Here is a 25,765-nt window from a genome sequence, read left to right on the forward strand (position 1 = left end):
CGGATTCAGAAGACACTTGAAAGCTTCGCCGGGGCGGAGCTTTCAGGTGCGCCCTGAAAGCGCAAAAGGCTGGCCCGAAAAACCAGCCTGGGAGCAAACCGGATGCGGGCCGCCGCGAGCGGCCCGGGCCGATTTACTTGAGTTCGGCCTTGGCGCCGGCTTCTTCCAGCTTCTTCTTGGCGGCCTCGGCATCGGCCTTGGCGATGCCTTCCTTGACGTTCTTGGGCGCGCCGTCCACCAGATCCTTGGCTTCCTTGAGGCCCAGGCCGGTGAGCTCGCGCACGGCCTTGATGACCGACACCTTGTTGGCGCCGGTTTCGAGCAGCACGACGTTGAACTCGGTCTGCTCTTCGACTGCGGCGGCGGCACCGCCACCACCAGCGGCCGGGGCGGCCATGGCGGCGGCGCTCACGCCGAATTTCTCTTCGATGGCTTTCACCAGATCGTTGAGCTCCATGACCGTCATGCCGTCGAGTGCGGTCAGAAATGCGTCTTTATCGAATGCCATGTTGTTTCCTAAAACAGTTCAGGGTTGTGGGTCGCCGCGCCATCAGGCCGCGGCAGGTTCGCCTTCGCCTTTTTTGGCCGCCAGCGCGCCCAGCACCATGGCGGTGCGGGAGATCGGCGACATCAGCAAGCCGCACAGTTGCGCCAGCAACACTTCCTTGGTGGGAATGCTGGCCAACTCCTTCACGCCGTTCGCATCCAGGGGCTTGCCACCGTAGACACCGCCGCGGATCACCATCTTGTCGTTGGTCTTCGCGAAATCGGCCACCACTTTCGCGGCGGCCACGGCGTCCTCGGAGAACCCATAGATCAGCGGGCCGGTCATCTGGTCGGACACCACCTCGAAGCTGCTCCCGACGACAGCACGGCGGGCCAGCGTGTTCTTCAACACACTCAAGGCCACGCCCTTGCTGCGCGCATCGGTGCGCAGTTTGGTCATGTCAGCGACCGTGATGCCGCGGTATTCCGCCATCACGAGCGTTTGAGCTTGAGCGGCGAGGCTGGTCACTTCGGAAATGACCGCTTCTTTCTCACTGCGATTCAGACTCAAGGTCTACTCCTTCAAATGCGCCTCGCGGGCCGGACCGACTCGGACCGGCCGCTTTGGCGCGTCTCTTTGCAGCGACCTACTGTTTCAGGACAAAACCTTCACAGCGGGCTCGCCATCTGCGCTGGCAGCTCCTGAATCAGGAGCAATTAAGCATGACTGGCGCCATGCACCAACGGTCTTGGATGGCCTGCAGCGCTCTTGCGACCGCCGCAGCCCACCACACACCGGGCACCGCCCTTGCGGACCGCACCCGAATTTCCTGTCAAGCGCTGATGGTCTGCGTGTCCACGCGAACGCCCACGCCCATCGTGCTCGACACCGCCACCTTGCGCAGGTACACGCCCTTGCTGGTGGCCGGCTTGGCCTTGTTCAACGCGTCGATCAGCGCGGCCAGGTTGCCCTGCAGCTTGTCGGCGTCGAACGAGCGGCGGCCGATGGTGCCGTGGATGATGCCGGCCTTGTCGACGCGGAACTGCACCTGGCCGGCCTTGGCGTTCTTCACCGCCGTGGCCACATCAGGCGTCACGGTGCCGACCTTCGGGTTCGGCATCAGGCCGCGCGGGCCGAGAATCTGGCCCAGCGTACCGACCACGCGCATCGCATCGGGCGCGGCGATCACCACGTCGAAGGGCATGTTGCCCGCCTTCACCTCGGCGGCCAGGTCGTCCATGCCGACGATGTCGGCGCCGGCGGCCTTGGCCTCATCGGCCTTGGCACCCTGGGCGAACACGGCCACGCGCTTGGTCTTGCCGGTGCCGTTGGGCAGCACCACGGCGCCACGCACCACCTGGTCGGACTTCTTGGCATCGATGCCGAGTTGCACCGCCACGTCGATGGATTCATCGAACTTGGCCGTGGCATGCTCCTTCACGAGCGCCAGGGCTTCGCCCAAGGGATACAGTTTGGTCGTCTCGACCTTGCCCTGCTGGGCTTTGGCTTTCTTGGTCAGCTTGGCCATTTACACACCCTCCACAGTCACGCCCATCGAACGGGCCGAGCCGGCAATCGTGCGCACGGCGGCGTCCAGGTCGGCTGCCGTCATGTCCTTCAGCTTGGTCTTGGCGATTTCCTCGAGCTGCGCCCGCGTGATCTTGCCGACCTTGTCGGTGTTGGGCTTGGCGGAGCCCTTGTCCAGCTTGATGGCCTTCTTGATCAGCGTCGCCGCCGGCGGCGTCTTGATGATGAAGGTGAAGCTCTTGTCCGCGAAGGCGGTGATCAACACCGGCAACGGCAGACCGGGCTCGACGCCCTGGGTCTGCGCGTTGAACGCCTTGCAGAACTCCATGATGTTCAAGCCGCGCTGGCCCAGGGCAGGGCCGATGGGGGGGCTGGGATTGGCTTTACCAGCCGGCACTTGCAGCTTGATGAAGCCGACGATTTTCTTCGCCATGCTTTGCTCCTTGCGGGTACAGACGCGTGAAACTCACGCTCCCCGGGGTTGGTCGACTCTGATCAAAAACACCGCTGGCGCTGAGTCTGCATACGCCAGCGGCTACTAAAACGATAGCTCAGGCCTTCTCGACCTGGCCGAACTCCAGTTCCACCGGCGTGGCCCGGCCGAAGATCGTGACCGACACGCGCACCTTGCTCTTGTCGTAGTTGACTTCCTCGACGGTGCCGTTGAAATCGGTGAACGGCCCTTCCTTGACCCGCACGTACTCGCCCACCTCGAACTCGACCTTGTGGCGCGGCTTGTCCGTGCCCTCCTGCATCTGGTTGACGATCTTCATCACGTCGTCTTCCGAGATGGGGGCCGGCCGGTTCTTGGCGCCGCCCACGAAGCCGGTCACCTTGTTGGTGTGCTTGACCAGATGCCAGGACTCGTCGTCCATCACCATCTCGACCAGCACGTAGCCGGGAAAGAACTTGCGCTCGGTGGTGCGCTTCTGGCCGTTCTTGATCTCGACCACTTCTTCCGTCGGCACCAGGATGCGGCCGAACTTGGACTGCATGCCGGCGCGGTTGATGCGCTCCAGGATGTTGCGCTCGACGGCCTTTTCCATGCCCGAATAGGCGTGGACCACATACCATTTCAGGTCCGGGTTGGACGACGATGCGCCGGATTGGATCTCGTTCACAGCGTCGCTCATCACCTTCTCCAGCCCAGAACCAGGTCGTACAGCGCCCATTCCAGCGTCTTGTCGGTCAACCACAAGAACAGCGCCATCAACACCGCGAAGGCGAACACGAAGGCGGTGGTCTGCAACGTTTCCTTGCGCGTCGGCCAGACGACCTTCTGCACTTCGCGCCACGAATCGCGGCCAAAAGCGATCAGGCGCTTGCCCGACTCCGACGTGAAGAACGTGATCACCGCCAGCGCGAGGCCCGCCACCAGGCCGCCCCACTGCGCCACGGCCCCCTGGCCGGACAACAGGTAGAACGCCGCCAGCGCGCCAATGACCAGCAGGCCGGCGACGACCAACCGCGCCTTGTCGGCGCCGGTGCTCACGGTCTCAACTTGAGTGCTTGCCATGTTGGGCTGATTTCAGTTCACGGGGCGCGAAGTCACGGGACCTCGAACGCCAAACCTCTAGACACATAAGCCCGCCAAGGCTTTGGCGGGCTTTTCGAAAGGATTCGCGCCACCTCAGGTGGCAGGGGCAGTAGGAATCGAACCTACAACCTTCGGTTTTGGAGACCGACGCTCTGCCAATTGAGCTATACCCCTAAAGCCAATCCCTTGCGATCAGCGATCACTCGATGATCTTGGCCACCACACCCGCGCCCACGGTGCGTCCGCCCTCGCGGATGGCGAAGCGCAGGCCTTCTTCCATGGCGATCGGCGCGATCAGCTTGACGGTGATGCTCACGTTGTCGCCGGGCATGACCATTTCCTTGCCTTCGGGCAGTTCGATGGAGCCGGTCACGTCGGTGGTGCGAAAGTAGAACTGCGGACGGTAGTTGTTGAAGAAGGGGGTGTGGCGGCCGCCTTCGTCCTTGGAGAGCACGTACACCTCGCCGGTGAAGTGGGTGTGCGGCTTGATGGAGCCGGGCTTGCACAGCACCTGGCCGCGCTCGACGTCTTCGCGCTTGGTGCCGCGCAGCAGGATGCCGACGTTGTCGCCTGCCTGGCCTTGGTCGAGCAGCTTCCTGAACATCTCGACGCCGGTGCAGGTGGTTTTCTGCGTGGCGCGGATGCCGACGATTTCGATTTCCTCGCCGACCTTGACGACGCCGCGCTCGATGCGGCCGGTGACGACGGTGCCGCGCCCGGAGATGGAGAAGACGTCTTCGACGGGCATGAGGAAGGCACCGTCCACCGCGCGCTCGGGCGTGGGGATGTAGCTGTCGAGGGCGTCGGCGAGCTTCATGATGGCTTGTTCGCCGAGTTCGCCGGTGTCGCCTTCCAGCGCCAGCTTGGCCGAGCCCTTGATGATGGGGGTGTCGTCGCCGGGGAATTCGTATTTGGAGAGGAGCTCGCGCACTTCCATTTCGACGAGTTCGAGCAGCTCTTCGTCGTCGACCATGTCGGCCTTGTTGAGGAAGACGATGATGTAGGGCACGCCGACCTGGCGCGAGAGCAGGATGTGCTCGCGGGTCTGGGGCATGGGGCCGTCGGCGGCGGAGCACACCAGGATGGCACCGTCCATCTGGGCGGCGCCGGTGATCATGTTCTTGACGTAGTCGGCGTGGCCGGGGCAGTCGACGTGGGCGTAGTGCCGGTTGGCGGTTTCGTATTCGACGTGGGCGGTGTTGATGGTGATGCCGCGCGCCTTTTCCTCAGGGGCGGCGTCGATCTGGTCGTAGGCCTTGGCCTGGCCGCCAAACTTCTTGCTCAGCACCGTGGTGATGGCCGCCGTCAGGGTGGTCTTGCCGTGGTCCACGTGGCCAATGGTCCCAACGTTCACGTGCGGCTTCGTACGCTCGAATTTCTCTTTTGCCATTTCTTCGACTCCGAAAAAATCAACTCAACACACTGGATAAGCGGCGACGCGCCCTCGCGGGGCGCGCACCGCATGTCTGGTGCCCTTGGCGGGAATCGGACCCGCGACCTCTCCCTTACCAAGGGAGTGCTCTGCCACTGAGCCACAAGGGCGAAAACTTGATCCATCACCTGCCGCGCGATCGACTGGAGCGGGAGACGGGAATCGAACCCGCGTCATTAGCTTGGAAGGCTAAGGTTCTACCATTGAACTACTCCCGCGCTGGTGGAGAGGGCTGGATTCGAACCAGCGTACTCGTAAGAGGGCAGATTTACAGTCTGCTGCCATTAACCACTCGGCCACCTCTCCGGCAGGAAACCGCAGATTATGCCACCAATTGATCGCGCGCGGCAAGCGACGAGGTTGCGTCAGCAGCGCTCGCCCAGCCAATCGATGGGCGGAGCGCCCTGCGCCCGCAGGAATTCGTTGGCGCGCCGGAAGTGCCCGCAGCCGATGAAGGGTGCCGGAGGCCGCAGCGCGGACAGGGGCGACGGGTGGTTGGCGCACAGCCACAGATGCCGCGCGGCGCCGGAACGCCGCATCGCCTGTGCATGGGCGCCCCACAGCAGAAATGCAAGCGGACGCTCACTTTCGACGAGATGGTCGAAAATTCGGCCGGTCAGCGCCTGCCAGCCGATGTCGGCATGGCTGCCAGCCTGGCCGTCTTCCACCGTCAGGCTGGTGTTCAGCAGCAGGACACCCTGGCGCGCCCAATGGTCGAGCAGGCCCTCGGGCTGCGGCGCGCGGCCAAACTCGCGCGCCAGCTCCTTGAAGATGTTGCGCAGGCTGGGCGGCGGCTTGACCCCGGGCGCGACGGCGAAGGCCAAGCCGTTGGCCTGCCCCGGCCCGTGGTATGGGTCCTGGCCCAGGATCACCACGCGGACTGCCTCGGGCGGCGTCAGCTCCAGCGCGCGCAGCGGCCGCTGCGGGTACACGGTGGCGCCGACACCCCGCCTCGCATGGAGGACCGCCACCAGCCGCCGCCCGGTATCGCTCTGGTCAAAGGCCTGCACCAGCGGACGCCACCCATCCGCCAGCCGCGCGGGATCGAGCGGCCACGGCGCGGGCGCCTCGGCGGCGGGCGAAGTCGCTGCTTCGAACAGGTGATTCTGTATCAAATCGCCCTCCAGCCCGCGTCCGATATGTGCCAATAGCTATTTAAAATATAGCAATCAGCGGAACAGCCCGGCCAGCGCCTCGCCCGGCTCGGGCGCGCGCATGAAGGTTTCACCGACCAGGAAGGCGTGCACGCCGGCGTCGCGCAAGCGCTGCACGTCCGCCCGCGTGGCGATACCGCTTTCGGTCACCAGCAGGCGGCCTTCGGGCATGTCGGTCAGCAGGTCCAGGGTGGTGTCCAGCGAGACCTCGAAGGTGCGCAGGTTGCGGTTGTTGATGCCGACCAGCGGCGTCTTCAGCCTGAGCGCGCGCTGCAGCTCGGCGCGGTCGTGCACCTCGACCAGCACGGCCATGTCCAGGCTGTGCGCGACCGCCTCCAGTTCGGCCATCCGCGCGTCGTCCAGGCAGGCGGCGATCAGCAGGATGCAGTCGGCGCCGATGGCGCGCGCCTCGTACACCTGGTAGGGGTCGATCATGAAGTCCTTGCGCAGCACGGGCAGCGTGCAACTGGCGCGCGCCTGTTTCAGGTAATCGACGCTGCCCTGGAAGAACTGCCGGTCGGTCAGCACCGACAGGCAGGCCGCGCTCACCGTGCCGTCGCCCTGCGCGTAGCTTTGCGCGATGTCGGCAGGCATGAAGTCGGCGCGGATCACGCCCTTGCTCGGGCTGGCCTTCTTGACTTCGGCGATCACCGCCGCCTGCCCCCCGGCGATGCGTTCGCGCAGCGCGCCGACGAAGTCGCGCGTGAGCACGCGGCTCTCGGCGTCGGCACGCATGGCGGCCAGGGGCTTGTTCTTCAGCGCCGCGGCGACTTCCTCGCGCTTGACGGCGACGATCTTGTCCAGGATGTCCGACATGGATGCCTCTCTCACAACGATGGCGCGAACGCCAGCACCTGCGCCAACTTGGCCTTGGCGGCGCCGGACTCGATGGCCTCACGCGCGCGGTCGATGCCCGCCTTCATGGTCGGGGCCACGCCCGCCGCGTACAGCGCCACGCCGGCGTTCAGCGCCACGATGTCCTTGGCCGGGCCAGGCTGGTTGTCCAGCACGCCCCGCAGCATGGCCAGCGACTGCTGGGGCGTCTCCACCCGCAGGCCGCGGTTGCTCACCATGGCCAGGCCGAAGTCCTCGGGGTGGATCTCGTACTCGCTGATCTCGCCGCCCTTCAACTCGCCCACCAGCGTGGCGGCGCCCAGGCTCACCTCGTCCATGCCGTCGCGGCCGTAGACGACCACGGCGTGCTCGGCGCCCAGGCGCTGCAGCGCGCGCACCTGGATGCCAACCAGGTCGGGGTGGAACACGCCCATCACGATGTTGGGCGCGCCGGCCGGGTTGGTCAGCGGCCCCAGGATGTTGAAGAAAGTCTTGACGCCCATCTCCTTGCGCACCGGCGCCACGTTCTTCATGGCCGGGTGGTGGTTGGGCGCGAACATGAAGCCCACGCCCGTCTCGGCGATGCTCTGCGCGATCTGCTCGGGCGCCAGGTCGAGCCGCACGCCCAGCGCCTCCAGCACGTCGGCGCTACCCGACTTGCTGGACACGCTGCGCCCGCCGTGCTTGGCCACGCGCGCGCCGGCCGCCGCGGCGACGAACATGGCGCAGGTGCTGATGTTGAAGGTGTGCGAGCCGTCGCCGCCGGTGCCCACCACGTCCACCAGGTGGGTCTTGTCGGCCACGTGGACCTTGGTGGACAGCTCGCGCATCACCTGCGCGGCGGCGGTGATCTCGCCGATGGTTTCCTTCTTCACGCGCAGTCCGGTGGTGATGGCCGCGATCATCACCGGCGACATCTCGCCGCGCATGATCAGGCGCATCAGGTGCAGCATCTCGTCGTGAAAGATCTCGCGGTGCTCGATGGTGCGCTGCAGCGCTTCTTGCGGGGTGATGGACATGGCGGCTCCCTCCGATGCCGGGTTAACGTGAAGGCGGCTTGCTCAGCGCCAGCCTGGGGTCGAGCGCGTTCGCCAGGAAGCCCCGGCGGCACGCCATTTTCAGGTCATTTTGGCCTGAAGCCAGCGTCCGATATGCGCCAATAGCTATTAATTTAATAGTATCCGACCACGCCGGCAGCAGCCCGGCGGCGATGGACAGCGGCAGGCGGTCGATGCCCATGGCGGATTCAGCCGCGCTGCTCCAGGAAGTTGCGCAGCAGCGCGTGGCCGTGCTCGGTCAGGACCGACTCGGGATGGAACTGCACGCCCTCGATGGCCAGTTCGCGGTGGCGCACGCCCATGATCTCGCCGTCCTCGGTCCAGGCCGTCACCGCCAGCGCGTCGGGACAGGCGTCGCGCTCGATGGCCAGCGAGTGGTAGCGGTTGACGGTGAACCGTTCCGGCAGTCCGGCGAACACGCCCTGCCGCGTGGTGGTGATGAGGCTGGTCTTGCCGTGCATCAGCTCGCGCGCGCGCACGATCCGGCCGCCGAAGGCCGCGCCGATGGCTTGGTGCCCCAGACACACGCCCAGGATGGGCAGCTTGCCGGCGAAGTGCCGGATCGCCGCCACCGACACGCCCGCCTCGGCCGGCGAGCACGGGCCGGGCGAGATGCACAGGCGCTCTAAGGCGCCGGCCTGGAACCGGGCCTCCAGCTCCTCCAGCGTCACCTCGTCGTTGCGCAGCGTGGTCACCTCGGCGCCCAGTTCGCCGAAGTACTGCACGATATTGTAGGTGAAGCTGTCGTAGTTGTCGATCATCAGCACGTTCATGACGGCTCTCCCGGATGCAGGCGCGCGAACTCGCCGTGTTCGAAGGCGATGAAGGCGTCGATCATGGCGCGATAGGTGGCCTCGATCACGGCCTCGGGCGCGCCGTGGGCCCGCGCCATGGCCTTGACGCGATCGATGATGGCGTCGATGCGCGGCTGGTCGTGCACTTCGGTGGCGCGCTGCTTGATGCGCGCGGCCTGCGCCACGTAGGCGCCGCGCTCGGCCAGCAGCGGCACGATGCGCGCGTCCAGCGCGTCGATGTGGCGGCGCACGTCGGCCATGCTGTCGCAGTGTTGGATGGGGGCGGTCGTGGCGCTCATTCCAGTCCCTCCTCGACCAGCTCGCTGGCGCGCAGCAGGGCGCGCGCCTTGTGCTCGGTCTCGCGCCATTCCATCTCGGGCACGCTGTCGGCCACCACGCCGGCGGCGGCCTGCACGTGCAGGGTCTGGTCCTTGACGATGGCGGTGCGGATGGCGATGGCCAGGTCCATGTCGCCGGCGTAGCTGATGTAGCCGCAGGCGCCGCCGTAGATGCCGCGCTTGACGGGCTCCAGCTGGTCGATCAGCTCCATGGCGTGCACCTTGGGCGCGCCGCTCAGCGTGCCGGCGGGGAAGGTGGCCTTGAGCACGTCCATGCCGGTCACGCCGTCCTTGAGCAGCCCCTCGACGTTGCTGACGATGTGCATGACGTGGCTGTAGCGCTCCACGGCGAAGGCTTCGGTCACCTTCACGCTGCCGGTCCGGGCGATGCGGCCGATGTCATTGCGCGCCAGGTCGATCAGCATCACGTGCTCGGCGCGCTCTTTCGGGTCGTTGATCAGCTCCTGCTCGGTGGCCTTGTCGGCCTCGGGCGTGGCGCCGCGCGGACGGGTGCCGGCCAGCGGACGAATGGTGACCTTGGCGCCCTCGGGCGTGTGCTCCTGCCGCACCAGGATCTCGGGGCTGGCGCTGACCACGTGGAAGTCACCGAAATCGAAATAGATCATGTACGGCGACGGGTTGAGCGAGCGCACCGCGCGGTACAGCGACAGGGGCGATTCGGTGTAGCGCTTGCTGATGCGCTGGCCCACCTGCACCTGCATGAAGTCGCCGGCGGCGATCAGGTCCTTGGCGCGCTGCACGGCGGCCAGGTAGTCGGCCTTGGCAAAACCGCGCTCGGCCGGGTGGCCCTGCGAAGCCTTCACCTGCGGCGCGCTGACCGAATAGCGCAACTGCTCGCGCAGGGTCTTCAGGCGCCGCTTGGCGGCGGTGTAGGCCTCGGGCTGCGCCGGGTCGGCGTAGACGATGAGGTACAGCTTGCCGGACAGGTTGTCGATGACGGCCAGCTCCTCGCAGTGCATCAGCAGGATGTCCGGCGTGCCCAGGGTGTCGGGCGGGCAGGTCTCCTCCAGCTTCTTCTCGATGTAGCGCACCACGTCGTAGCCGAAGTAGCCCGCCAGGCCGCCGCAAAAGCGCGGCAAGCCGGGGCGCAGCGCGACCTTGAAACGCTTCTGGTAGGCCTCGACGGCATCCAGTGGGTTTCCATCGAGTGTCTCGGCCACGCGGCCGTCGGTCACCACCTCGGTGCGCGCGGCGTCGCCGAAGCCGCTGGCCCGCACGATGGTGCGCGCCGGCAGGCCGATGAAGCTGTAGCGGCCGAAACGCTCGCCGCCGATGACGGATTCGAACAGGAAGCTGTACCTGCCCCCGCCCTGCGTGGCCGCCAGCTTGAGGTACAGCGACAGCGGCGTCTCCAGGTCGGCGAACGCCTCGATCATGAGGGGAATGCGGTTGTAGCCCTGGCCGGCCAGGCTTTTGAATTCGAGTTCGGTGATCACGGGAGTCGAGCCTCCGTCGCTCGGTGGCAGCGTGCCCTGCCGTTCATGCTTCCGGGGTGCGGCGTGCGTATCGCTTCGGCCGCGCTTCGCGCCCCTTGCGGGCGCTGGTCTCACAAGTCAGCGCGCAGGCTTGCGCCAGGGCCAGGCCCCCTGGGCGGCGGGGCCCAGCGGCAATGCGAGGTTGCGGGAAGCGAACATGGCGTGGAGTGTAGCAAATGCGGCCGGACCGCCGGGGTGGGGCGGACGCCCCCTTACGCGTTCATGGCCCCTGGCCGACAGCCGCGCGAGCCCTTGTCTTGCACGCCGCCAGCCGTGCGCGCGCTGCAATAGCGCTATCGGTGGCCTGGAACGGGTTTCTCCTCGCAGAACCGCTGTTTCCGGGGCGCCGCCCCACTCCGAGGAGCCCGCATGCTCATCCGTATTGGCCACGACATCGAATGGGCGCTGGACAGCCCCACCACCCTGATCGCCGCGCTCAGCGTGCACCCCTCGCGCGCGCAGGACCTGCTGCGGTCCGAGAAGCTGGTCGTGGAGCCGCCGCTGGTGCCACGCACCTTCCGCGACGAATTCGACAACATCAAGACGCGCCTGGAGGTGCCGGCGGGCGTGGCGCGCCTGCGCCTGCGCAGCCACGCCGTGGTGCGCGACAGCGGGCTGCCCGATCCGGTCTGGGCCAGCGCGCAGGCATCGCCCCTGGGCGAGTTGCCCACGCAAACGCTGGGCTTCCTGCTGCCCAGCCGCTATGGCGAGGTGGACAGCGAACTGATGAGCCTCGCCTGGCAGCGCTTCGGCCATGTGCCAGCCGGCTGGGCACGTGTGCAGGCCGTCTGCGACTACGTGCACGGCCACCTGCGCTTCGACTACGCGCAGGCGCGCGCCAACCGCACCGCGCTGGACGCCTGGCGCGAAGGCGTGGGCGTGTGCCGCGACTTCGCGCACCTGGCGCTGACGCTGTGCCGCTGCCTGAACATGCCGGCCCGCTACGTGACTGGCTACCTGGGCGACATCGGCATCGCGCCCGTGCCGTCCCCGATGGACTTCTCGGCCTGGTTCGAGGTCTGGCTGGACGGCCGCTGGCACACCTTCGACGCGCGCCACAACACCCCGCGCATCGGCCGCGTGGCGATGGCGCGCGGCTGCGACGCGGCCGACGTGCCCATCGCCATGAGCTTCGGCCGCTGCGTGCCGCTGCGCTTCGAGGTGGTGGCCGAGGAATACGTCGCCGCGCTCGCGGGCTCAGCCGTCCTCGCGGGCGCCGCCGCCGCCGCGAGGGCGCCCAGCGCTCACGCGCTGTCGGGCACAGCGACGTAGAACCACTCCTGCCCCACCTCCGCCTGGGGGTACGGAAACAGCACGCAGCCGTCCTCGGCCACCCTCAGGGGCTGGCCGTCGGCCCGCCAGGCGATCACGTCGCCGGCCTGCACGGTGTCGAAGCTGTGCCAGTCGCGCGCCAGCCGGTCGCCGGGCGACGCGCGCAGCACCACGCCGGTGAGCCGTGCCGCCGGGCCGGTGAAACGCGGCGGCGCCGGCACGTGCGCCATCCCCAGATGCGCCAGCGCACCCAGCAGCGCGCGCCCGGCGACCTCGACCGCCTCGGGGTCCTCGTGCTGGCCGCATTCGATGGTGACGGCGTAGCCGCCCTGGCTGCGCATGTACTCGTTGGTGCCGATGCCGTCGTCGCCCGGCGGCTCGCCGCGGGCGCGGGCGGCGCGGTCGTAGACCTCCAGCCAGCCCTGCACCACCTGCCGCGCGCCCAAGGCGCGCGCCAGCGCCATCTCCTCGGCGGCGCGGGCGAAGGGCTCGCGCGGGCCGGCGTTGTCGCGCGGGCCGACCATGGCGAAGGGCTCGCCCGGCGTGTGGAAGGAGTGCAGATCCAGCAGCGCGTCGTGCGCCGCCAGCAGCGGCGCGAACTGGCGCGTGACGCGGTCCTCGTAGTCCCGCGGCTCGGGGCGCGGGACGAAGCGGCGGTTCAGGTTGCGCTCGCCGCCGCGCGTGTTCTGCCGGAAGGCGAGCGGATTGGCGACCGGCACCAGGGTCAGACGCCCGCGCGTGAGCGCCAGGCGGCCGTGCACCAGGTCGTCGGCGGCGCGCGCGATGGCCTGCGGGCCGCACACCTCGTTGCCGTGCACGGCGCCCAGCACGACGAGCGCGGGGCCCGGCGCCAGCGCGGCCCAGGTGTGCCAGTGCAGCACCTCGGGGTTGGCGATGGCGCGGTGGAGCAGGTCGTGGCCGCTGGTCATCGGGGCATGGCTTCCTTTGCCATGCCATTGTGCCGCGCGGCGGGCAGGCCTGCCGCCAATTCGGCCAGGCTGTCGAAATGGCCGTCGGCGTCCACCTCGTCCACCGGCCGGCCGTGGTTGTAGCCGTAGCGCATCAGCGCCACCGGGCAGCCGGCGGCGCGGGCGGCGGCGGCGTCGTTGCTGGAGTCGCCGATCATCAGCGCCTGCGCGGGCGCCACGCCCAGGGCGCGGCAGGTTTCGCGCAGCGGCAGCGGGTCGGGTTTCTTGCGCGCGAAGCTGTCGCCGCCGAACACGGGGCCGAAGAAGCCGTCCAGCCCCTTGGCGGCCAGCAGCGGCCGGGCGAACGCGAGCGGCTTGTTGGTCAGGCAGGCCAGCGGCAGGCCACGCGCCCGCAGCGCCCGCAGGCCCTCCAGCACGCCGGGGTAGACGCGGCTGTGCTGGCCGTTGATGCGCCGGTAGGCGGCCTGGTAGTGCTGCCAGGCGGTGCGCAGCAGGTCGTCGCCGACTTCGTTTTCTATAGCGGTTGGCACAGCATGGACGCCGGCCAGGGCCGATTTTATCAGGTGCTCGGAGCCCTTGCCCACCATGCGCGCGATGGCGTCCCGCGCCAGCGGCGGACGGCCGAGCGCGCGCAGCATGGCGCCGAGCGCGGCCTCGAAGTCGCCCAGCGTATCGACCATGGTGCCGTCGAGATCGAGGATGCAGGCAGCGATGGGCTGGCCAAACTTGGGGATCGACACGGTTATTTTCTGATGAAATCAGGCTGTAGCCAGTGCCGATATTGCGCCGACAGCTATTATTTTTGTAGTTCCCGGCGCATCTCGCCAATCACCGCCGCGTAGTCGGGCTGACCGAAGATGGCGCTGCCGGCGACGAAGGTGTCGGCCCCGGCGTCGGCCACGCGGCGGATGTTGGCCGCCTTGATACCGCCGTCCACCTCCAGGCGGATGTCACGGCCCGAGGCGTCGATGCGCCGGCGTGCCGCCTCGATCTTGCGCAGCGCGCCGTCGATGAAGGACTGGCCGCCAAAGCCGGGGTTGACGCTCATGATCAGGATCAGGTCGATGTCGTCGATCAGCCAGTCGAGCACATCCAGCGGCGCGGCCGGGTTGAACACCAGCCCGGCCTGGCAGCCCGCCGCCTTGATGGCCTGCACGCTGCGGTGCGCGTGCGGGCTGGCGTCGGGGTGGAAGCTGATCAGGTCGGCGCCGGCCTGGGCGAAGGCCTGCGCCAGCGCGTCCACCGGCTGCACCATCATGTGCACGTCCAGCGGCACGGGGCGGCCGTCGGGCGTGCGGGCGTGCGGCTGGATGGCCTGGCAGATCATGGGGCCGAAGGTGAGGTTGGGCACGTAATGGTTGTCCATCACGTCGAAGTGAATCCAGTCGGCGCCGGCGGCGATGACGTTCCGCACCTCCTCGCCCAGGCGGGCGAAGTCAGCCGAGAGGATGGAGGGCGCGATGCGGTAGGTGGTGCTCATGGCGCGCGATTGTCGCGCAGGCGGCCGCCGCTGGCGGGCGTGGCGCCGCTGGCGCTTCAGGTTCCTCGGCCTTTGCCCTGGCCGTTGGCGCTTCCGCTCCCATTGCCTTGGCCGTTGCCGTTGCTGGCCTCGTTGCCGTTACCGCCGCCACCAGAGGCTGGCCCGCTGGCGCTACCCCGCGTGCCCGGCCGGAGGAATCAGAAAAAAAGGCCTGCCCCTTCAGGCAGGCCCTCACTGAGTGACCGACGTCACCCATGGGATCAGTCGGGACCCCGCAGACTGTTGCGGCGGATCAGCCAGGTGAGCGCCGCCAGCAACGCGGTCAGCAGCATCAAGGCCCACTGGGTCAGTGTGGGAACCGGAGTCACCGCCGGCGCCGCCGTGTTGTCGGTCACCGTGACCGTGGCCGTGCACGGGTTCTCCTCCCCAGTGCAGCGCGGGTCGCCCGCCGTCGCCTTGACGTTGTTGACGACGTCGGCGGTGTTGGTCTTCGTCACCGTCAGGGTGGCCACCGTGACGTCCGCCGCGCCCGCCGCCACGCCCGTGGCGGAAGTGCAGCTCACCGTCGTGGTGCTGCCGTCACCCGTCAGCGGCAGCGCCGGGCTGGGCGTGCAGGTGAAGCCCGAGCCGTTGTCGATCGCCGTCACCTTCACGCCCACCGGGATGGTGTCCACCACCGTGGTCGGGTCGGTGGTGGCCGCCGGGCCGCTGTTGCTGGCCTTGAGCGTGTACGTGAAGCTGTCGCCCTTGGCGGCCTGCGCCACGCTGGCCTCCTTTTTCAGCGTCAGGTTCAGCGCCGTCGGCAAGTCGCCGCAGGCGGTGGCCGCGCTGCTGCCTGGGGGCGTGGTGCCGGTGAGATTGCCCGTGATGGTGGCGGTGTTGAACGCGCCGTTGTTCGGCGTCGCTGGGTCGGTGCAGCTCAGGTCGGCCGCCGCCGCGCTGGTGGTGAAGGTGATCGCCACGGTGTAGGTGTGCGTTTTACCCGGCTTGAGCGTGAGATTGCTCGCGCTGACCTGGCTGACGTTGCCGTTCCCTGACGCCGGGTCAACGGCCGTCCCGACGCTGTCGGGGTCGGCGTTGCCGACCACCGCCACGGCCCAGCCATTCAGCGTGATGCCCGTGGCCGGAAACGCGGGGGTGTCGGTCAGGGTGTAGGTGCCGTCGGCGGTGCCGTTGTTGCGCACCGTCACCGTGTACGTCGCCGTGTACTGGTTGCCGCTGGGCGGCGTGTTGACACTGGCGATCACTGGCGCGCCCTTGAGCACCGTCAGGTTGGGCTTGCTGTTGTCGGTCACCTCCACCGAGGCCTTGCACGGGTTCTGTTCTCCCGTGCAGCGCGGGTCGCCCGCCGTGGCGGTGGCCGTGTTGGTGATGTTGGACGTGTTGGTCTTCTTCACCGTCAGCGTGGCCACGGGAACGCCCGTCGCCCCGGCCGCCACGCCCGCGGTGGAGGTGCAGGAAACCGTCGTGGTACTGCCATCACCTGTCAGCGGCGGCCCCGCGCTGGCTGCGCAGGTGAAGCCCGAGCCGTTTGTGATCGACTGCACTTCAATGCCCACCGGGATGACGTCCACCACCGTGGTCGGGTTGGTGGTCGCCACCGGGCCGCTGTTGCTGGCCGTGAGCGTGTAGGTGAAGCTGTCGCCGTTGGCGGCCTGCGCCACGCTGGCGGTCTTGCCCAGCGTCAGGTTCAGCGCCGCCGGCACGGGGCCGCAGCCACTCGCGCTGGCGCTGGCGCTGCCGGTGATCGACGCGGTGTTGAACGCGCCGTTGCGCGGTTCCCCGGTGCACGTCAGGTTGGTGGCCGCCGCGCTGGTGGTGAAGGTGATCGTCACGGTGTAGGTGTGCGTCGCGCCCACCGGGATCGCGACGTCCGTCGCGCTGATCTGGCCGGAGGGGCTGTTGGGGTTCAGCGCGCCATTGACCGTGCCGCCGCTGGTCACCACGGCCCAGGCGTTCAGCGTGACGTTCGGCGAGAAGGCCGGCGTGTCGCTCAGGGTGTAGGTGCCATCGGCCGTGCCCGTGCTGTTCGACACCGTCACCGTGTACGTCGCCGTGTACTGGTTGCCGCTGGGCGGCGTGTTGACGCTGGCGATCGCCGGTGTGGACTTGGCCACGGTCACTTTGGGCGCCACGATGGTGTCGGTGTCGGTGGAGGTGCAGGGGGTGCCCACGGTGCAGCCGCCACCGCTGGTCACGCTGGCCGTGTTCACCGCATCGGTGCCGGCCTCGCCGGTCACGTTGGCGTTCACCGTGAAGCGCACGCTGCCGTTCGCGGGCACCGTGACGCCCGTGCAGCCGGCGATGGTGCAACTGCCGATGTCGGCCGGGTTGACCTTGGTGATGGCTGTGATCGACAGCCCGGTCGCCAGGCTGTCGGTCCAGTTCACGCCGGTGGCCGGTGCGTCGCCCGAGTTGTGGATGGTCACCGTGTAGGTGGTGGTGCCGCCCGCCAGCACCGTGCTGGTGTCGTTGCTCTTGCTCACCGTCAGGCTCGACTGCGCGATCGGCGTGGTCGATGTCGAGCTGTTGTTGCCCAGGTCGGGATCAGGCGTGGTCGTCGTCGTCGTCGCGGTGTTGACAAGGCTGCCGGTCGCGTTGTCGCCCAGCGTGCCGCTGATGGTGTAAGTGCGGGTGGCGTTGGGCGCCAGCGTGCCGAAGTTGCAATTCACGGTCTGACTGGCGATCGAGCACGAGCCGGCATTGGCGCCGCCCAGCGACAGGCCGGTGACCGAGCCGGGCACGGCGTCGGCGGTGGTGACGTTGACCGCGTCGGACGGGCCGTTGTTCTTCACCGTGATGCTCCAGCTCACGCTCTGGCCAGGCACCGCCGGGTTGCTGGATGCCAGCAACTTGGTGATCTGCACGTCCGCCGACGGCGCCAGCGTCAGGGTGCTGGTGGCGCTGTTGTTGCTCAGGTTCGGGTCGGCCGGATCGCCTGGCGACCCGATCGTCGCCGTGTTCACCAGATTGCCGGTGGCGCTGGCACTGACGTTCGCCAACACCGTGTAGGTGATGGTGCTGCCCACCGGCATGTCCACCGTGGCGCTGATGCTGCCGCTGCCGTTGGCGGCGAAGCCGCTGGCGCCGCCGGCGCCCACGGCCGTCCAGGTCGCGCTGGCGATGCCCGGGGGCAGGGTGTCGGAAATCGTCGCGCCGACGACAGGGTCGGGGCCGGCGTTCGTCGCCACGATGGTCCACGTCACCTGCTGGCCCGGAACCGCCTGGCCGGACGGGGGCGTCTTGGTGATCCGCAGGTCCGCCTCGCGGTGCGTGTTGGTGATGGTGCAGATGACGTTCTGGTTATTGGCGAGCGTCAACTGGCTGCCGGCGAGCGTGCCGCCGGAGCAGCTCCAGGCGCTGGCGTTGTAGCCGGCCGGGCCGGTTTCGCTCAGCATGTACTGGCCCACGTCCACCGTCGTGGCGGCCACGCCGCCCGCGCCCGACAGCGGCGTCGGGCCGCTGGCCGTCAGCGTGAAGCTATTGGCCGTCGACGGGCCGGCCGGATTGCCCATCTGCTTCTGCAGCGTCAGCGTGGCCGTGGGCTTCCTCGTGTTGGTGATGGTGCAAGCGGCGCTGGGGTTGCCGTTGGTGAGATTGGCCGTGATGCTGCGCGCGGTGTTGTCCACCGTCACGTAGCCGGTCGTCGAGCCGCCGCCGGGCGCCGTGCAGGTGATGACGGCATTCGACTCCCACCCGTCAGCCAGGCTTTCCGAAATGACCAGCGGGTTGCTGCCCCCGAGGGGAATTTGGACGCGCTGGGTCTGGCCGTTTTGCAGGGTGAACGTCGGCGACGGGTTTGCGCCGGTGCCCGTCACGTTGAAGGTGAAGGTATCGTTGGGCGCGCCGGCGGGTGTGGTGGTCTTGGTGACGTCCACCCAACCCATCACCTGGACTCCGTTCACGATGGCATTGCCGGTCTGGCATTTGGACTTGGTACCCGGCACCAGGGTGGGGGAAGAGCAGGTGTTGCTGCTTGCGCTGCTGTTGTTGTCGTAGGACAGGAGCCATGGCACCACCAGTTGCCCCGCGGCATTGGCGCTGCACGACACGGTGACAGACTCCACCGTCCATGTCACGCTGCCGTTGGCCGCGAAATCGCCGCATTGGGCGCCGGCGGGCGCGCCGCCAGGTTTGAAGAATGGCGAGGGCGTGGTGGGAAACGCCGCCGACGCGCACGAATTCGCCCCCGCGCCGACGCCACCGCCAGGCACCTTGAGGTTGGTTTGGTTCTTTGTTCCGAAGAAAATGCCACCGTTGTAGCGAGTCGCGGAGCCCGACTGGAGCGGCACTTTCATGTTGACCGTGACCGTGCCGCCAGCGTCGCAGGCGGGAACCTCGCCCGACGTATCGATCGTGATCACGGAGACGAAATCGTTGGCCGTGCAATTCAGCGCGTCAGCGAAGCGCTCGGCGGCGCATTGTGTGTTGTCCAACGCTTCCGTGACCTGTGCCTGCGCCAGCGACGGCAGCGCCATGGCGCCCAGCGCCAAGCCCCCCGCCCCCAGCCACGCGCTGGCGGCCCGCCCGAGCCGTTTCTTCCATGTACTCATATTCATGATGTATCTCCCTTGGGTGTTCATTCAATCGACCCCCACCGGCTCCACGCCTCTCTCGGCGCATTGCCGCACAAACTCGTGTCCGCCTGAATGCGCGGTTGTTTGTATCAGTTTGATGCTTGAGTATCAAGTACCACTTTAATACTCGCACTCGACAAAGCTGAACGCCGGCAGGACTTGGGTTTTCGGGATCGTGGCGTGGAGAAGGCAGAGCCCTGCCGCCAGGCGGTGGGGTAGCGCCCGTGGTGAGGCGCACCGCCTGATGTTCTGGGGAGAACAAGGGGGAAATGAGGGAATTCCACCTGGCGGGGATGCAGGCCCGTGGCGTGGCGCCAGGTCGCGCCGGAGCGATGTCTACCGGCGATCCACGCGCCGGACCTGGATTCCGACCTCGGGATCGTGATCTCGGCTCGCCGGGAAAATACTAATATTTTAGTATTATTTAAATTTAAACTATTGAAACAAGATGAATGATGGATTTCCAGGCATGCGACAATTACAATACTTAAGTTCTATGTATATTAATACTTAATAAGTAATAATTAATATCTTAAGCAAGTTCTTCATGAATCGCCATGCGATGTGCTGATCCGCGATGGCTCGCACGTCCATCGTGTGCCTCACCGGCGGCACGAACCGCGACAGTGGCGTGGGCTGTGGCGGCGGGCAGGGCGCCGGCAACGTCCTTTGTTGGTGGCCGATCTAATAGAATTTGATAGCAATAAATCCAGTATCCACGCTGGCCAAGAGCCAGAATGGCATGGATTCCGCCCTGCACCCGTGCCGGCCGGCGCACCCAGGTACCATCGCCTCATGCCCAAGTACCAGTTCACCGTCGAGGTCGAGCCCGCGTTCCTGCCCGAGCAGTCCGAGCCGGCGCAGGAGCTGTACGGCTTCGCCTACACCATCACCGTGCACAACACGGGCGAGGTGGCCGCGCAGCTGATCTCGCGCCACTGGGTCATCAACGACGCGCGCGGCCGCACCGAGGAAGTCAAGGGCCTGGGCGTGGTCGGCCAGCAGCCGCTGCTGAAACCCGGCGAGGCGTTCCGGTACACCAGCGGCTGCCGCCTGCGCACGCCCAGTGGCACCATGCACGGCAGCTACTTCTGCGTGGCGGAGGACGGCGAGCGCTTCGAGGTGGCGATCCCCCTGTTCGTGCTCGACGCCGGCGGCGCGGGCGGCGGCAGCGCGCGCGTGCTGCACTAAAGAAGCCGTGAACGAACCCACCACGCCCGCTCATCCCGCCCAGGCGCACGCCCTCGGCGTTGCAAATGCTCGCCGTGGCTCAAGCTGCGTCTGCGCTTTGCGCCTTGATGGCGCACCCCTGCGCGGTCTGCTCGGACGCGGCGAATTCATTCACAGCTTCTGACCGGCCCCGCGTCATGGCCACTTCTCAGCTCGCGCTGATCGACCTGCTGCGCACGCTCGACCCCGAGGCGCCGCTGGCCGAGCGCCATCTGTGGCTGATGCGGCTGCTGGACTGGGTGCGCGGCGAGGGCATCGACCCGGAGGCGGCGGTGGCGCGCGTGCGCGTGCTGCTGGACGCGGCCGAGGTGCGGCCCGAGTGGCTGCGGCAGTGGCACCGCTGGTGGGCCGAGTTCCTGACCACGGTGGATGCCACGCCGCTGCTGGCCGACCTGGGCTTCGCGCCGCGCAACGCCTTCGTGAGCGAGCTGACGGGCCGCGTGTGGCGCAAGGTGCTGCTGCCGACGCCGGAGACCACCGACCTGGGCGAGCTGTTCCCCCTGCTGCTGCCGGGCGAGTTCGATGCCCGCTGGCTGCGCGCGCTGGACCCCGCCACGCTGGAGCGGCTGCGGCGGGTGCTGTTCGGCACCGAATCGTCCACCGGGTCGCCCGCCGGCGCGCCAGCCTACGCGCTGCGCACGCTGCTGGACGCGCTGGCCTACGCCATCAGCCAGATCAGCGCCGTGGGCCAGTCGCCAGACGTGCGCACCCGCATGGCGGCCGAGACGCAGCGCCAGCGCCCCTTCGTCGACCTGCCGATCGTGTTCGAGGCCTTGCGCCAGGCCGTCCTGACCCAGGGGCGCCAGAGCGCGCCGGCGCTGGTGGCGCTGGGCCATCTGCGCGAGCAGCTCGACGCCTGCCGCGCCGCCGCCTCCACCGTGTACGCGCACCTGCAGGAACACGGCATCTCGGTGCACATCGAGTTCCAGCTGCGGCAGTTGCGCCAGCGCATCCTGCGCGTGAAGGCGCTGCTGCTGTGCCTGGAGACCGACGCGCCGGCGCAGGCCACGGCGCAACTGCTGTCGCACCTGGTGCGCGTGGGCCGCGACAGCCGCAGCGTGCGGGCGCTGCTGGCGTCCAGCACCGAGCTGCTGGCGGCCAAGGTGACCGAGCGCAACGCCGAGACGGGCGAGCACTACATCACCCGCGACGGCCGCGAATACCTGCACATGCTGGGCGCGGCCTCGGGCGGCGGCGCGGTGCTGGCCGTCACCACCTGCACCAAGCTGCTGATCGTGGCGCTGGGGCTGTCGGCCTTCTGGGGCGGGCTGGCGGCGGGGCTGAACTACGCCGCGTCCTTCGTCGTCATCATGCTGCTGCACTGGACGGTGGCCACCAAGCAGCCGGCCATGACGGCGCCGGCCATGGCGGCCAGGCTCAAGGGCATCGATTCGCCCGGCGCGGAGGAGCACTTCGTCACCGAGGTGGTGTACCTGCTGCGCTCGCAGTTCGCCGCCATCACGGGCAACGTGGGGGTCGTGATCCCGGGGGTGGTCGCGCTGGCGGCGGTGATCGACGCGCTGGGCTGGGGCCCGCTGGTGGACCGCCGCCACGCGCAGCACCTGCTGGCCGAGCACCATCTGCTCGGCCCCACGGCGCTGTTCGCCGCCGCCACGGGCGGGCTGCTGTTCGCCTCCAGCGTGATCGCGGGCTGGGTGGAGAACTGGTTCGTCTTCCACCGGCTCGACTCGGTGATCGCGCACCACCCGCGCTTCACCCGCCGCCTGGGCCCCGAGCGCGCGCGGCGCTGGGGTGCCTACTGGCGCCAGCACGTCTCCAGCTGGACGGCCAACATCTCGCTCGGCCTGATGCTGGGGCTGGTGCCGCCGGTGCTGGGCTTCTTCGGCCTGCCGTTCGAGGTGCGCCACGTCACCCTGGTGGCCGGGCAGGTGGCCGCCGCCAGCCACCAGCTGGGCGCCCAGGTGCTGCACAGCCCGGCGCTGTGGTGGGCCGCCGCGGGCATCGCCATCACGGGGCTGATGAACCTGGCCTGCAGCTTCTACCTGGCGTTCCGGCTGGCGCTGGCGGCACACAACGTCACCGGCGTGGACCGGCGGCGCCTGTACACCGCCCTGGGCCGGCGCCTGCTGCGCCAGCCACTGTCCTTCGTGCTGCCCGTGCGCGTGCGCGGGCAAGCCGGGGCCGCCGATCGGGTTAGCATGGGCCCTCCCTGACCTGGGAGCCTGCGCCGCGGCATCCACTGACCGCGGGCCGTGCCCCCTCGGCCGGCGCACCCGGGCTTCCTCGCCCGATCGCGCCGGCCCAAGCAAAGGAAACCGCCTTTTGACTGAACGATGGACGGCCCCATGGGCCGACGGAACCCACATCTCGGCCGGCCTGATCGCCTTCGAGTGGGCCTTGCTGCTGGCACTGGCCGCGCTGGCCGGCCACCTGGTGCAGCGCTTCGCCAGGCTGCCCAAGATCGTGGGCTACGCCCTGGTGGGCGCCCTGGCCGGGCTGACCGGGCTGGCCGGCGCCGCCTGGCCGCTGCACGGGGTGGGCCTGTTCCTGCTGGAGCTGGGCATCGCCGTGGTGCTGTTCGAGGCCGGCGCGCGCCTGTCGCTGCGCTGGTTCCGCCACAACCCGATGGTGCTGCTGCAGAGCGTGGCCGAGTCGCTGCTCACCTTCATCGCCGCCTTCGTGGTGCTGCGCGCGCTGGGGCTGGACGTGAAGGTGGTGCGCGCGCTGGCGATCATCGCCGTGGCGGCGTCGCCGGCGGTGCTGATGCGCGTGGTGCTGGACCTGCGCGCCAGCGGGCCGGTGACCGACCGCGCCGTCGCCCTGGCGACGCTGAACACGCTGTACGCGCTGACCCTGGGCACGGCCATGCTGCGCACCATCGACCGCGGCGAGGACACGATGCTGGCGTCGATCGCCTTCTCGGCCACGGTGCTGGGCGTGTCGGCGCTGGGCGGCGCGCTGCTGGCTGCGCTGCTGGCTGGCGCGCTGCGCGTGCTGCGCCCCACCAGCCGGGACACCGCCATCGTGATCCTGGCGCTGATCGCCGCCTGCGCCGCCGTCGCCGCGCCGCTGGGCGGTTCGGCGCCGCTGGCGGCCATGCTGGGCGGCCTGGCGCTCAAGCAGGCGCACCCCCGGCCCTGGGTGTGGCCGCGCCAGTTGGGCACGGCGGCGTCGATGCTCACCATCCTGATGTTCGTGCTGGTGTCGTCGATGGCGGTGCAGGGCGACTGGGGCGGCGCCATCACCTGGGCGGGGCTGGCGCTGATCCTGGCGCGCGCGGCCGCCAAGGTGGCCAGCTTGCTGGCCACCAGCGCGGGCAGCGGCATGTCGCTGCGCCAGACGCTGTGGGTCGGCGCGGCGATGGTGCCGATGTCCTCGGTGGCGCTGCTGCTCACCTCGCAGTTCGTGGTCGCCTCGCACAGCGTGGGCTCGCAGGTGGCGGCGATCGCCCTGCCCGTGATCCTGGTCACCGAGCTGGCCGGCGCCGTGCTGGTCAGCGTGGCGCTGTACCGCGCGGGCGAGGCCGGCCGGCCGTGGCGCCGCGCCGGCCTGGTGGCGCCCGCCGCCGCCGACGACGGGGAGACGCGCCCATGACGCTGGAAGCCTTCGGCAAGTCCGATCCGCTCACGCTCGGCGTGGAGCTGGAGCTGCAACTGGTCAACACCGTCGACTACGACCTGACGCACTACGCCGACAACATGCTGCGCCTGATGGCCGGCCACGCGCTGCCAGGCTCGGTGGTGCCGGAGATGACGGCGGGCATGATCGAGATCTCCACCGACGTGTGCCGCACCTGGAGCGAGGCCCGGGGGCAACTGGGGCAGATCCGCGACGCGCTGGTCAAGTGCGCCGACAAGCTGAACATCGCCGTGGTCGGCGGCGGCACGCACCCGTTCCAGCAGTGGCACCAGCAGCGCATCTACGACAAGCCGCGCTTCCAGCAGCTGTCGCAGCTCTACGGCTACCTGAGCAAGCAGTTCACCATCTTCGGCCAGCACGTGCACGTGGGCTGCCCGGACGCCGACACCGCGCTCTACACGCTGCATTGCATGTCGCGCTACATCCCGCACTTCATCGCGCTGGCGGCCTCCAGCCCCTACGTGCAGGGGCACGACACGGCCTTCGACTCGGCACGGCTCAACTCGGTGTTCGCCTTCCCGCTGTCGGGCCGCGCGCCCTGCGTGGTGAACTGGTCCGAGTTCGAGGCCTACTTCGACAAGATGACGCGCACCGGCGTCGTCAAGAGCATGAAGGACTTCTACTGGGACATCCGCCCCAAGCCCGAGTACGGCACCATCGAGGTGCGCGTGTTCGACACCCCGCTGACCATCGAGCGCGCCGCCGCCCTGGCCGGCTACGTGCAGAGCCTGGCGGCCTGGTTCCAGGCCGAGCGCCCCTTCGCCCCGGTGGAGGACGACTACCTCGTCTATGGCTACAACCGCTTCCAGGCCTGCCGCTTCGGGCTGGACGCCGTGTACGTGCAGCCCGCCGGCGGCGAACACCTGCCGCTGCGCGAGCACCTGCTGGCCACCATGGACCGGCTGGCGCCCTTCGCCGACGCCTGCCAGGCCGGCGACGCCATCGCCCTGCTGCGCGCCGAGGTGCAGGACAACCGCAACGACGCCCGCTGGCTGCGCGAGCGCCAGCAGGAGGAAGACCTGCTGAGCGAGGTGATCCGCCAGGCCAGCCTGCGGTTTCGCGGCGCGTGAACTTTCACACATTGGAAGGAACCCGAACCGGCGCGGACGCGTCAGAATCAGCTTCCACGCCCTTTTCGCGTCCCTTCGTCCATGAGCCTGCGCATCGGCATCTCCGCCCGCCTCCTGCACCAGCCCCCGCCGGGCCTGGGACTGCCCCTCAAGCGCCTGCAGTTCCTTGAAAGCAACATGGCGCAGTGGATCATGTCCCACGGCGTCGCCGCGCTGATGATCCCCTTCATCGACAAGCGCGTGGTCACCATCCGCCGCCGCCCGCCCCTGAACGACATCGTGGACAACCTGGACGGCCTGGTGCTGCAGGGTGGCAGCGACATCTGCGCCAGCACCTACGGCGCCAAGCCCTGGCGCGAACACACCGACAGCGACCCCATCCGCGACGAGTACGAGCTGGAGTTGCTGCGCGGCTTCATCGACGCCGGCAAGCCCGTGCTCGGCATCTGCCGCGGCGCGCAGTTGCTCAACGTGTACTTCGGCGGCACCCTGGTGCAGGACATCCCCAGCCAGTGGCCCGGCGCCATCGCGCACCAGGACCTCGACCGCTACGACCGCCTGATCCACGAACTGCACTTCGTGCCCGGCTCGCGCCTGTCCGACATCTACGGCTACGCGCCGCAGCGTGTCACCAGCATCCACCACCAGTGCGTGGACGAACTCGGCCAGGGCCTGGTCATCGAGGCGCGCAGCCCCATCGACCGCGTGCCCGAGGGCATCCGCCACACCGGCCACCCCTTCGTCATGGGCGTGCAGTGGCACCCCGAGTTCCACCTCAATGGCGACGGCGCCACCGAGGACGTGCTCGACAGCGGCCCGCTGATGATGGCCTTCCTCAAGGCCGCCGCGCGCCGCGCCGGCCGCGTGCGGCGCCTGGCCGACGGCGTGGCCCTGGTGCGCGAGCGCGCCATCGAGCTGGGCGGCGGCCGCTGACGCCGCGCGGCCTTCGG

The 25,765-nt window shown here is 68.6% G+C and carries 24 protein-coding genes and 4 tRNA genes; 6 read left to right on the plus strand and 22 right to left on the minus strand.

Annotated features, from left to right (window positions below; genetic code table 11):
- Nucleotides 1-133: 133 nt before the first annotated feature.
- The 18 genes from rplL to trpE form a co-directional block, all read right to left on the minus strand.
- Nucleotides 134-508, minus strand: coding sequence for a 50S ribosomal protein L7/L12 (gene rplL, locus IPG65_RS04305; protein ID WP_293188038.1), 375 nt, complete (start codon nucleotides 506-508; stop codon nucleotides 134-136).
- 42 nt (nucleotides 509-550) lie between these two features.
- A complete protein-coding gene (gene rplJ, locus IPG65_RS04310) occupies nucleotides 551-1,057 on the minus strand; it encodes a 50S ribosomal protein L10 (RefSeq protein WP_293188039.1) in 507 nt (168 codons plus the stop codon).
- 262 nt (nucleotides 1,058-1,319) lie between these two features.
- Nucleotides 1,320-2,015, minus strand: coding sequence for a 50S ribosomal protein L1 (gene rplA / locus IPG65_RS04315; RefSeq protein WP_293188040.1), 696 nt, complete (start codon nucleotides 2,013-2,015; stop codon nucleotides 1,320-1,322).
- Nucleotides 2,016-2,447: a 50S ribosomal protein L11 gene (gene rplK, locus IPG65_RS04320; protein ID WP_293188041.1), complete on the minus strand. Its 432-nt coding sequence runs from the start codon at nucleotides 2,445-2,447 to the stop codon at nucleotides 2,016-2,018. It abuts the gene before it with no gap.
- 118 nt (nucleotides 2,448-2,565) lie between these two features.
- Nucleotides 2,566-3,147, minus strand: a complete 582-nt coding sequence (nusG, locus tag IPG65_RS04325) for a transcription termination/antitermination protein NusG (RefSeq protein WP_293188042.1) — start codon at nucleotides 3,145-3,147, stop codon at nucleotides 2,566-2,568.
- Entirely contained in the window at nucleotides 3,147-3,530 is a 384-nt protein-coding gene (gene secE / locus IPG65_RS04330; protein ID WP_293188043.1) for a preprotein translocase subunit SecE, read from the minus strand. The genes nusG and secE overlap by 1 nt, the downstream gene beginning before the upstream one ends.
- Before the next feature lie 119 nt (nucleotides 3,531-3,649).
- A tRNA-Trp gene (locus IPG65_RS04335) sits at nucleotides 3,650-3,725 on the minus strand.
- A gap of 25 nt (nucleotides 3,726-3,750) precedes the next feature.
- On the minus strand, nucleotides 3,751-4,941 hold the full coding sequence (gene tuf / locus IPG65_RS04340) for an elongation factor Tu (protein ID WP_293188044.1): 1,191 nt from the start codon (nucleotides 4,939-4,941) through the stop codon (nucleotides 3,751-3,753).
- A gap of 77 nt (nucleotides 4,942-5,018) precedes the next feature.
- Nucleotides 5,019-5,093 (minus strand) — tRNA-Thr (locus IPG65_RS04345).
- Nucleotides 5,094-5,127: 34 nt separating this feature from the next.
- Nucleotides 5,128-5,201 (minus strand) — tRNA-Gly (locus IPG65_RS04350).
- A gap of 2 nt (nucleotides 5,202-5,203) precedes the next feature.
- Nucleotides 5,204-5,289 (minus strand) — tRNA-Tyr (locus IPG65_RS04355).
- A 59-nt stretch (nucleotides 5,290-5,348) separates the two neighbouring features.
- Complete coding sequence (locus IPG65_RS04360; protein ID WP_293189938.1) at nucleotides 5,349-6,017, minus strand: uracil-DNA glycosylase; 669 nt, start codon at nucleotides 6,015-6,017, stop codon at nucleotides 5,349-5,351.
- A 135-nt stretch (nucleotides 6,018-6,152) separates the two neighbouring features.
- Entirely contained in the window at nucleotides 6,153-6,953 is an 801-nt protein-coding gene (gene trpC / locus IPG65_RS04365) for an indole-3-glycerol phosphate synthase TrpC (RefSeq protein WP_293188045.1), read from the minus strand.
- A gap of 11 nt (nucleotides 6,954-6,964) precedes the next feature.
- Nucleotides 6,965-7,990, minus strand: coding sequence for an anthranilate phosphoribosyltransferase (gene trpD / locus IPG65_RS04370; protein WP_293188046.1), 1,026 nt, complete (start codon nucleotides 7,988-7,990; stop codon nucleotides 6,965-6,967).
- A 22-nt stretch (nucleotides 7,991-8,012) separates the two neighbouring features.
- Nucleotides 8,013-8,210 carry a hypothetical protein gene (locus IPG65_RS04375; protein WP_293188047.1) on the minus strand — a complete coding sequence of 66 codons (198 nt, stop codon included), beginning with the start codon at nucleotides 8,208-8,210 and terminating at the stop codon, nucleotides 8,013-8,015.
- 7 nt (nucleotides 8,211-8,217) lie between these two features.
- A complete protein-coding gene (locus IPG65_RS04380; protein ID WP_293188048.1) occupies nucleotides 8,218-8,802 on the minus strand; it encodes an aminodeoxychorismate/anthranilate synthase component II in 585 nt (194 codons plus the stop codon).
- Nucleotides 8,799-9,122 carry a chorismate mutase gene (locus IPG65_RS04385; protein WP_293188049.1) on the minus strand — a complete coding sequence of 108 codons (324 nt, stop codon included), beginning with the start codon at nucleotides 9,120-9,122 and terminating at the stop codon, nucleotides 8,799-8,801. Before IPG65_RS04385 ends, IPG65_RS04380 begins: the two co-directional genes overlap by 4 nt.
- Entirely contained in the window at nucleotides 9,119-10,618 is a 1,500-nt protein-coding gene (gene trpE, locus IPG65_RS04390; RefSeq protein WP_293188050.1) for an anthranilate synthase component I, read from the minus strand. Before trpE ends, IPG65_RS04385 begins: the two co-directional genes overlap by 4 nt.
- A gap of 408 nt (nucleotides 10,619-11,026) precedes the next feature.
- Here trpE and IPG65_RS04395 point away from each other — a divergent pair, with 408 nt between their 5' ends.
- Entirely contained in the window at nucleotides 11,027-11,929 is a 903-nt protein-coding gene (locus tag IPG65_RS04395) for a transglutaminase family protein (RefSeq protein ID WP_293188051.1), read from the plus strand.
- Here the strand turns inward: IPG65_RS04395 and IPG65_RS04400 are convergent.
- The 4 genes from IPG65_RS04400 to IPG65_RS04415 form a co-directional block, all read right to left on the minus strand.
- Entirely contained in the window at nucleotides 11,902-12,858 is a 957-nt protein-coding gene (locus IPG65_RS04400) for a succinylglutamate desuccinylase/aspartoacylase family protein (RefSeq protein WP_293188052.1), read from the minus strand. The genes IPG65_RS04395 and IPG65_RS04400 overlap by 28 nt on opposite strands.
- A complete protein-coding gene (gph, locus tag IPG65_RS04405) occupies nucleotides 12,855-13,598 on the minus strand; it encodes a phosphoglycolate phosphatase (RefSeq protein WP_293188053.1) in 744 nt (247 codons plus the stop codon). The genes IPG65_RS04400 and gph overlap by 4 nt, the downstream gene beginning before the upstream one ends.
- Before the next feature lie 56 nt (nucleotides 13,599-13,654).
- Nucleotides 13,655-14,338 (minus strand): ribulose-phosphate 3-epimerase, encoded by a 684-nt coding sequence (gene rpe / locus IPG65_RS04410; protein ID WP_293188054.1) that lies wholly within the window; start codon nucleotides 14,336-14,338, stop codon nucleotides 13,655-13,657.
- A gap of 260 nt (nucleotides 14,339-14,598) precedes the next feature.
- Nucleotides 14,599-18,897 carry a hypothetical protein gene (locus IPG65_RS04415; RefSeq protein WP_293188055.1) on the minus strand — a complete coding sequence of 1,433 codons (4,299 nt, stop codon included), beginning with the start codon at nucleotides 18,895-18,897 and terminating at the stop codon, nucleotides 14,599-14,601.
- 813 nt (nucleotides 18,898-19,710) lie between these two features.
- Here IPG65_RS04415 and apaG point away from each other — a divergent pair.
- The 5 genes from apaG to IPG65_RS04440 all read left to right on the plus strand — a co-directional run bounded on the left by apaG (nucleotide 19,711) and on the right by IPG65_RS04440 (nucleotide 25,748).
- A complete protein-coding gene (apaG, locus tag IPG65_RS04420) occupies nucleotides 19,711-20,106 on the plus strand; it encodes a Co2+/Mg2+ efflux protein ApaG (protein WP_293188056.1) in 396 nt (131 codons plus the stop codon).
- 176 nt (nucleotides 20,107-20,282) lie between these two features.
- Nucleotides 20,283-22,319 carry a site-specific recombinase gene (locus IPG65_RS04425; protein WP_293188057.1) on the plus strand — a complete coding sequence of 679 codons (2,037 nt, stop codon included), beginning with the start codon at nucleotides 20,283-20,285 and terminating at the stop codon, nucleotides 22,317-22,319.
- A gap of 109 nt (nucleotides 22,320-22,428) precedes the next feature.
- A complete protein-coding gene (locus IPG65_RS04430; protein WP_293188058.1) occupies nucleotides 22,429-23,700 on the plus strand; it encodes a cation:proton antiporter in 1,272 nt (423 codons plus the stop codon).
- Complete coding sequence (locus tag IPG65_RS04435; RefSeq protein ID WP_293188059.1) at nucleotides 23,697-24,815, plus strand: YbdK family carboxylate-amine ligase; 1,119 nt, start codon at nucleotides 23,697-23,699, stop codon at nucleotides 24,813-24,815. Before IPG65_RS04430 ends, IPG65_RS04435 begins: the two co-directional genes overlap by 4 nt.
- An 81-nt stretch (nucleotides 24,816-24,896) precedes the next feature.
- The gene (locus IPG65_RS04440; protein WP_293188060.1) at nucleotides 24,897-25,748 is read left to right on the plus strand and encodes a gamma-glutamyl-gamma-aminobutyrate hydrolase family protein; all 852 of its coding nucleotides are present in this window, start codon (nucleotides 24,897-24,899) and stop codon (nucleotides 25,746-25,748) included.
- Nucleotides 25,749-25,765 lie beyond the last annotated feature (17 nt).

It is taken from the genome of Ottowia sp. (assembly GCF_016703145.1).
In the GTDB taxonomy this organism is placed as follows: Bacteria; Pseudomonadota; Gammaproteobacteria; order Burkholderiales; family Burkholderiaceae_C; genus Ottowia.